Source organism: Bartonella elizabethae F9251 = ATCC 49927 (assembly GCF_000518165.1).
Classification (GTDB): Bacteria; Pseudomonadota; Alphaproteobacteria; order Rhizobiales; family Rhizobiaceae; genus Bartonella; species Bartonella elizabethae.
On the sequence record NZ_KI912394.1, the window covers coordinates 16,779 to 23,070 of the forward strand.

9 protein-coding genes are annotated in these 6,292 nt (G+C 40.4%); 8 read left to right on the plus strand and 1 reads right to left on the minus strand.

The annotated features are described in order from the left end of the window. The first annotated feature begins 38 nt into the window (after nucleotides 1-38). The 8 genes from T429_RS0109060 (at nucleotide 39) to T429_RS0109100 (ending at nucleotide 4,778) form a co-directional block, all read left to right on the plus strand. On the plus strand, nucleotides 39-245 hold the full coding sequence (locus T429_RS0109060; protein WP_026501000.1) for a hypothetical protein: 207 nt from the start codon (nucleotides 39-41) through the stop codon (nucleotides 243-245). Continuing rightward, on the plus strand, nucleotides 232-357 hold the full coding sequence (locus tag T429_RS11205) for a hypothetical protein (protein ID WP_280173550.1): 126 nt from the start codon (nucleotides 232-234) through the stop codon (nucleotides 355-357). Before T429_RS0109060 ends, T429_RS11205 begins: the two co-directional genes overlap by 14 nt. A gap of 245 nt (nucleotides 358-602) precedes the next feature. After that, nucleotides 603-1,169 carry a hypothetical protein gene (locus T429_RS0109065; RefSeq protein WP_005774693.1) on the plus strand — a complete coding sequence of 189 codons (567 nt, stop codon included), beginning with the start codon at nucleotides 603-605 and terminating at the stop codon, nucleotides 1,167-1,169. Nucleotides 1,170-1,471: 302 nt separating this feature from the next. After that, nucleotides 1,472-1,849, plus strand: a complete 378-nt coding sequence (locus T429_RS0109075) for a hypothetical protein (RefSeq protein WP_005774696.1) — start codon at nucleotides 1,472-1,474, stop codon at nucleotides 1,847-1,849. Between the two features lie 2 nt (nucleotides 1,850-1,851). After that, nucleotides 1,852-2,040, plus strand: a complete 189-nt coding sequence (locus tag T429_RS0109080; protein ID WP_005774697.1) for a hypothetical protein — start codon at nucleotides 1,852-1,854, stop codon at nucleotides 2,038-2,040. A 744-nt stretch (nucleotides 2,041-2,784) separates the two neighbouring features. Beyond that, complete coding sequence (locus T429_RS0109090; protein WP_005774698.1) at nucleotides 2,785-3,153, plus strand: hypothetical protein; 369 nt, start codon at nucleotides 2,785-2,787, stop codon at nucleotides 3,151-3,153. Nucleotides 3,154-3,172: 19 nt separating this feature from the next. Beyond that, nucleotides 3,173-4,327, plus strand: a complete 1,155-nt coding sequence (locus T429_RS0109095; protein WP_005774699.1) for a DUF6990 domain-containing protein — start codon at nucleotides 3,173-3,175, stop codon at nucleotides 4,325-4,327. Nucleotides 4,328-4,397: 70 nt separating this feature from the next. Beyond that, nucleotides 4,398-4,778, plus strand: a complete 381-nt coding sequence (locus T429_RS0109100; protein WP_026501001.1) for a hypothetical protein — start codon at nucleotides 4,398-4,400, stop codon at nucleotides 4,776-4,778. 701 nt (nucleotides 4,779-5,479) lie between these two features. On the opposite strand, the gene T429_RS0109115 is transcribed toward T429_RS0109100, so the two are convergent. After that, nucleotides 5,480-5,803 carry a hypothetical protein gene (locus tag T429_RS0109115; protein WP_005774700.1) on the minus strand — a complete coding sequence of 108 codons (324 nt, stop codon included), beginning with the start codon at nucleotides 5,801-5,803 and terminating at the stop codon, nucleotides 5,480-5,482. Nucleotides 5,804-6,292: the final 489 nt, after the last annotated feature.

Below are 6,292 nucleotides of genomic sequence, written 5' to 3' on the forward strand. Positions count from 1 at the left end.
TTTGTGGGTGTGTGGGAGGCTTGTCGTGAGCGGCAGGGGTGGTTTGTCGTAAGGCGGTGCGGCTATGGCTGTCTGTGGTGGTGGGATATGGCGGTCAGGGGGGACTGGTGTGGTTTGTGGGTGTGTGGGAGGTTTGTCGTGAGCGCAGGGGGGTGTTCGTAAGGCAGTGGCGCGGCTATGGCTGTCTGTGGTGGTGGGATATAGCGGCGGTTGGGAGGACTGGTGTGGTTTGTGGGCGTGGGTGAGGCTTATCGTGAGCGCAGGGGGATGTCCGTAAGGCGGTGTGGGCGGGTATGGCTGTTCGTGGCGGTGGGATATGGCGGTTGGGGGGCTGGTGTGGTTTGTGGGTGTGAGTGAGGCTTGTTGGTTTGGCAGTGTTGAGCACGTGCTTCTTTAACACAAGACCGCGAAGGGGCGGTATTTAATGATTGACACCCTCAAGATTGAGAATATCCGTATCTTTGGGTAATATTGACAATATCCCGTGTACTTTGGGCGCATTCTCTTTAAGGACTTTTCTTGGGTGACAATGCGTTTTACTTAAGAGATAATTTGTGTCAAGAAAGAAAAAAACACATATTTTTGTAAACAAGGAAGCGCAAATGAAGGGGGAAACTTCAACAGGGGATAAAGAACTGCGCTCTTTTTCTCTGGAAGAGTCCTTTCTTTCCTATAAAGAGCATAGCATTATTTTTCTTATTTCTGTAATCATTGCGCTGTGTTGGTGGGTTTTTTTGATATTCTTAGAATTCAAGAAGCCGTTGACTGTTGCTCAAGAGAATACGCTTTTTGCCTTTTTTGTGCTGCGTGAAGTCATTATGGTTTGTGTGTTTGCTTTGATGCCTGTTCTCTTGGGGCTTTATCTCATTTTAACGCATTTTTTGAAAAAAAACATTCAGCAGTTGAATAAGCTTCTTCAGCAACGGGGGCAAACAACCGATCAACAAAATCATCTTTCAAAAAAACATAGAGAAAATATAAGCTGTTTTTTTATCGTATTCCTTTGCTTCATCATTTTGTTTGACGTATCTTTTACGGCAGGGGGTGTCATACTAATTTTGGAATTTTATTCTTTTGTCTTTAAGCGCGTGAGACTGTATTGCACCGTGAAACGCGCATTAAAACATGTCAGACAAGAGCCAAACAGAGCGCTGTCGCCGTTATCGTGAGGGGGAAAAACCATGTTCAGCCATTCTCGTGATACAACGCGTGACACAAGAAGAGGAGAGGGTTGAAGAATCATCAGATAAAGAGGGTGATGACGCCCATTGTCGTTTGTGGATGAGGAGGTGTTCTTATCATTTGGAGGGCAAGAGCGTTCAAAAATCTCTTTTTAAAAAAATCTCTGGGAGATTTATTCGAAAACAAGGGAAGAGCCATGCATCGCGCTTTTCGTGCGGCTTAAAAGAGCGGGGCTTGAAAGAGTGGGCGTGAAAAAAGAAATGTGCTTATATAAAAAAGGGAAGAGCAAATGAAGGGGAAAAATTCAACATTTTATAACGGACTGCTCAATTTTTTTGAGAAAGAGTATTCTTCTGTGCGAGAATATTTTGTCATTTGTCTCCTCTCACTCATGCTTGAGTTTGGAAACCGCACCTTCTTTCTACCCTCCTTGGAACAAGGGAATTTGACAGGGTGGCAGGCGAGTTCCTTTTTTCACGCTGTGTGTGTGCTCTGGACAGTTATTGCCATGGGTGTTTTGGCTTTGACCCCTATTTTGGCGATCCTCTGCATCATATTGTGGCGTTTGTTGGTAAAAAATACGCGGAAATTGAACAAAATAAATGAGCAACGGGGGAGAATAACCCCTCAGCAAAAAGAGCCCTATAAAGAGGGCGTGAGAGCGTAAAAATGGACGAGATTCTTGTTACACTATTGTGTTTTGTGTTTATGCTTGTGACAGTTTGGTTTGCGGCTATGCCCGTGTGGATTTTGCAACTTTATTATGGTGTCTTTAAGTTGGCGAGAAGATATCGTTGTTTAAAACAAGAACTGAAAAACCTGTTGAAAGAGCGGGATACAGCCTTTGAAAAATCATGAGCTAGGGAAAAAAAATCTAAAAAAATGCTGAGAAATTGAGCATTGATGGGGAGTGCTCTCGATAACATTTTGCCTTTGAAGTTTTGGGGGGGCTTGAGGGGTGGCCATGCAACATTGCTCTAAAGGGTGAGGGAGGGTGAATGGCATGTTTGGGGGGGAAAAGCTTGAATTGGAGACTGTCATTGATAGGCCGTGTGGGATTGAAGACCACGTGGAATTAAAGAAATGTGGGATTTAGAGTGTGGGGTCCTAGAGCTTAGAGTGTGTTTGGGGCGCTTGACTTTATTCATTTGAAATGTGAGATAGGTAAAAGAGCAGTTTTGGGGAGTAGGTGATCGCGGTCTCTTGTGCTGGTTCCCTCTTTTTAGGCGTCTTGTTTATAGGGGGGGTGAATGAATCTGATTGTGTGAGAGCTAGAAAATTTTCTTGAAAAAAGGGGAATTTTTTGGCAGAAAAAGCTCGAATTGTGACTGATGTCTTTTAAAAATGGGCGCGGGTTGAAATTCTTCACTGTTTGAGGAAGGCAAGAGGGGGAAGGATCCCTCGGATATTATTACTTTTATGATTTTTATTATGACGCAAGCCATGAACCGCCTGTGCTCTTTTTTTGATTTTTAGATTTCGCATGCGTGTCTCATGCCTCAATTGCCAAAAAAAGATCCAGAAATGAGAAGAAGCGCTCTTTAGTATGAGAGTACAGAAGCTTTCTACCACGCGGGCTTTGTCAAAGAGAGAGAGGGGAAAATGAAAGAGAAAAATTGGACATTAGAGAAACAAACCCATAAAAGTGTCCGTTCTTTTGCGTGCCAGCAAGCGTTGCTCTCACCAAGGGATTATAAAGTTATCTTCGCTCTTGCTGTGATCATTATCCTTTGGAGTATGATTCTAGAAATACCAAATATTTTAAATTGGCAGCTGACAGGCTGGCAATATGCGGTGCATTTCGTTGCTTTTAGGGTGACGGACGCCATAGAAGGCTGTGCTCTTTTCTTGATTCCGGTGATGTTACTGATTCGTCGCAACGTGACGCGTGCTTTGCAAAAAAATATTCAGAAATTAGAAGAAGCATTCTCTGTACGAGAGCAAATAAACTCTCTGTCGCATAGGCTTTAGCAAAGAATGAGAGGGGAAAATGAACAATAATCCTATCGTCGTACGTCTCTTGGATCCCCAGTTCTGGGTGATGATTGTTATTTTCATGGTCATTATCATGTTGGTTTTGGCTCTTTATATCTCTGTCTTCAAACGGATGAAAATGAATTTTCAAGTGAAAGACGAGCTGAAACGTGTGCTGAAAGAAAATGATCTGGCAACGCAGCAGTTTTGGAAAGACGAAGCTGTGGTGCTGGAGAGGCGTTTGCAACAAGAGGGAAAAGAGTTCTTGATCGATGATGATGAAATTCTCACCATGGAAAGTGCAACAGCGCTGTTAAAAAGCTTGGGGTGGTCCGTAGAATTGTTGAGAAAAGGAGATCATTTGGCGACCTTCTTTTTACCTGATCGCGAAGTGCAGTTTCTCTATAACGAGAAACACATAGAAGAATTTTCACCCTTTGATCGCGGACTTCTCGTGATGAGCGGTGTTTTTGCGCTGGCTTGTAAGATCATTAATCCTCATAGTTCTGGGATTTTGCCAACGGTATTTATAAATTTTGTCCCCAATGGGTTGGAAATTCATGAAGAGAAAGTGAGTGCTCAGCGTTTCAAGAAAGAGCTTGATAAAACTTTAGAATGGGCAATGGAAGATGATTCTTTGCATGAAATGCTTCGCTCTCAATATCGTATTCCACCTTGGGAAAGAGACTCTTTAGTATGGTCAACCGTTGAAGCAGAGCTCGCTCCTTATGCTCTGCTGCATCTTGCTGCTCTTGCTTTGCTGGGAGATGTAGAGACGTTAGGTTCTTATGATGAAAGTTTTGCGGCAGGCGATAAACTTGGCTTTGATGAAACCATTGAAAAAATCCATCTGGAACGCGCGATGGTGATGGCTCAAGAGGTGAAGGAGGCAGGAAAATTCAGTTACGATCTGCTGGAACAGGTTGCAAAGATCTTCTCCATAGAAGTGAATGACACTCAAATTTTCAGAGTGAGAAATCCTTATTTATGTCATCAAAAACGAGATTTGCATCAAAAAATAGTCGAGGAGAAAAAACAAGAATTAAGGCAACAAGGATACGTTGTGAGTGATGAACCATGCGTCATAGAATCAGAGGGGGTAAAACATGCTCCTGATATTACCTATCTCAAAGAGGGTGAGCCTGCATTTATGGATATAAAAATTGATTAGTTTCCTGAAGGTATTGGAGAGCGTCTTCTGATTTGATGACAGTCTTGTTGAAAGAAGCTTAGCACCATGATTGAAAGGTTTTCTCCCCAAAGCAATACAAAAAAGATACAAGAGCAAAATACACAATAAAAGCAAAATACAAGAGAAAAATAGAAGGGCTGAAAAAAATCAAAAAGTACAGCAGCTTTTAAAAAAATCCGCTGAAAATATTTTTTCTCAAGATGAGGGGCAAAGTTACGTGATGGTAAATTTGTCTCTTTTTTGTTTTTTAAGTCTATTTGTTTTAAGAAAAGCAGCTTTTTTATGTGAAAAAAAGCGCGCTAGAGATGAGAAAATATTCAGTTTAAGTGAGAAAAATATCATTATGGACTGCGTAAAACACTGTTGTTTCCGGTGCGGGGATATTTTAATACATTCTGGTATTTTTTATGAAAAACGGTGTTTTTTATGAAAATCTGTGATGAATATTTGAGGGCTAGATTTGCCAAAAGAGTTGATGAAAACAGAACTAATAAAAACATTGTCCTTGGAGGTATGCGGGGTGAAGGGCGCAATCGGCGAAAACGGTTTAAGAAATACTGGATTTTTTAAAGATTAACACTTTCATTCTTTTTGGTTTGAGAGAGACGTACTTTACGACTGGAGAGAGAGACGTTCTTTTGGGCTGAAGAGAGAGCGTAATAACAAAATTCTGTCCTTTGAGACGTGGAGGATGGGGAGATGAAAATTTTAGAGTGCTTTCCTATTCTTACGGGCTTTGTTCATCAAGATTTTGGGAGCATCGAGGCTTGGACTTCGTTCATCACAAGGTGCCTTGCGATGGAAGGGGCAAGTTGAAGTGGGGGATAAGGCATTTTTTTGAAAAGAAAAAATGACTGAAAAAACGGCATAATTATGGAACATTTTTGACAAAAAAGTATGGGATGGAGAGCTTAGGGGCTAGAGCCTGAGAGAACCCCATTCAAGAGGGAGGAAGATGAAATCAAGTGCTGTTCTTGAGCAGCTGATTTAAAGGGAATAAAATACAATACAAATAAAATAAAACAAAGAAAAAATTAAAATAAAACAAAGGCCCCTTTTAAAAAGGGCCTTTTTATTTCCGTTTTATAGTATACAAAATGTATATAATTTTATTTTAAGAAATTTTGTATCTTATACTTTCGCAGAAATGATCTGCAGAAAATATATCACGAGTGAGCCTAAAAAACTCGCAATAGCATTCAATAAATTTTTTCCTTTTTCATAGATATCATCTATTGATGCTTGCTCTGATGCAGTTCTATTCGCTGTTCTCAGTATATTCAATGTATCCGATGGGCTGCTTACTTGTTTAAAAAACTGTGAATGTGTTTTTTCAACAGTATAAGGAGCAACAATAGGAGAGGGCGCTTGATTGACTATACGATCAGACTTTTGAATCGCAAGGGCTAAACCACTTGTAATTGCCCCCGCTATAAAAAAATATCTGATATTCATCGTTTTCTCCTACTATTTATTTCTATAAATAAATACCGATACGTATCATATATAAATTCACTTTAACTGACTATAGTAAAAATACAACAGTCATAAAAAAGAATAAACTTTGTCTACATTTTGACAAAATTTACTCTTATTTGCCTAAATCAATTCTTTATGATTCCATCTTATGGAGATTTTAAAAAAGCTTAAATGCTCTGTCCGTGAAGTGGAATCCCGTAAGATGAGTGACAAAAGAACTGCTGTCAAATTGTGCCATTCTTTTTGTGCCATTGAGTAAAGATTTGTAAAAATGAGGGTTCATTAAAATTAAAATGAGATGTGATGAAAATTGAGTCAAACCCGTAAGGGAAAGGATGTACTCTTTTGTGCTTAAGTGCATCTTTTATGAGATTGGATACATGCCACATGAGGGTTGAGGTATGTATCCGTTGAGGGGAAGGATGCACTCTTTTTGAAGGCGGAGTGCATCCTCTATGAGATTGG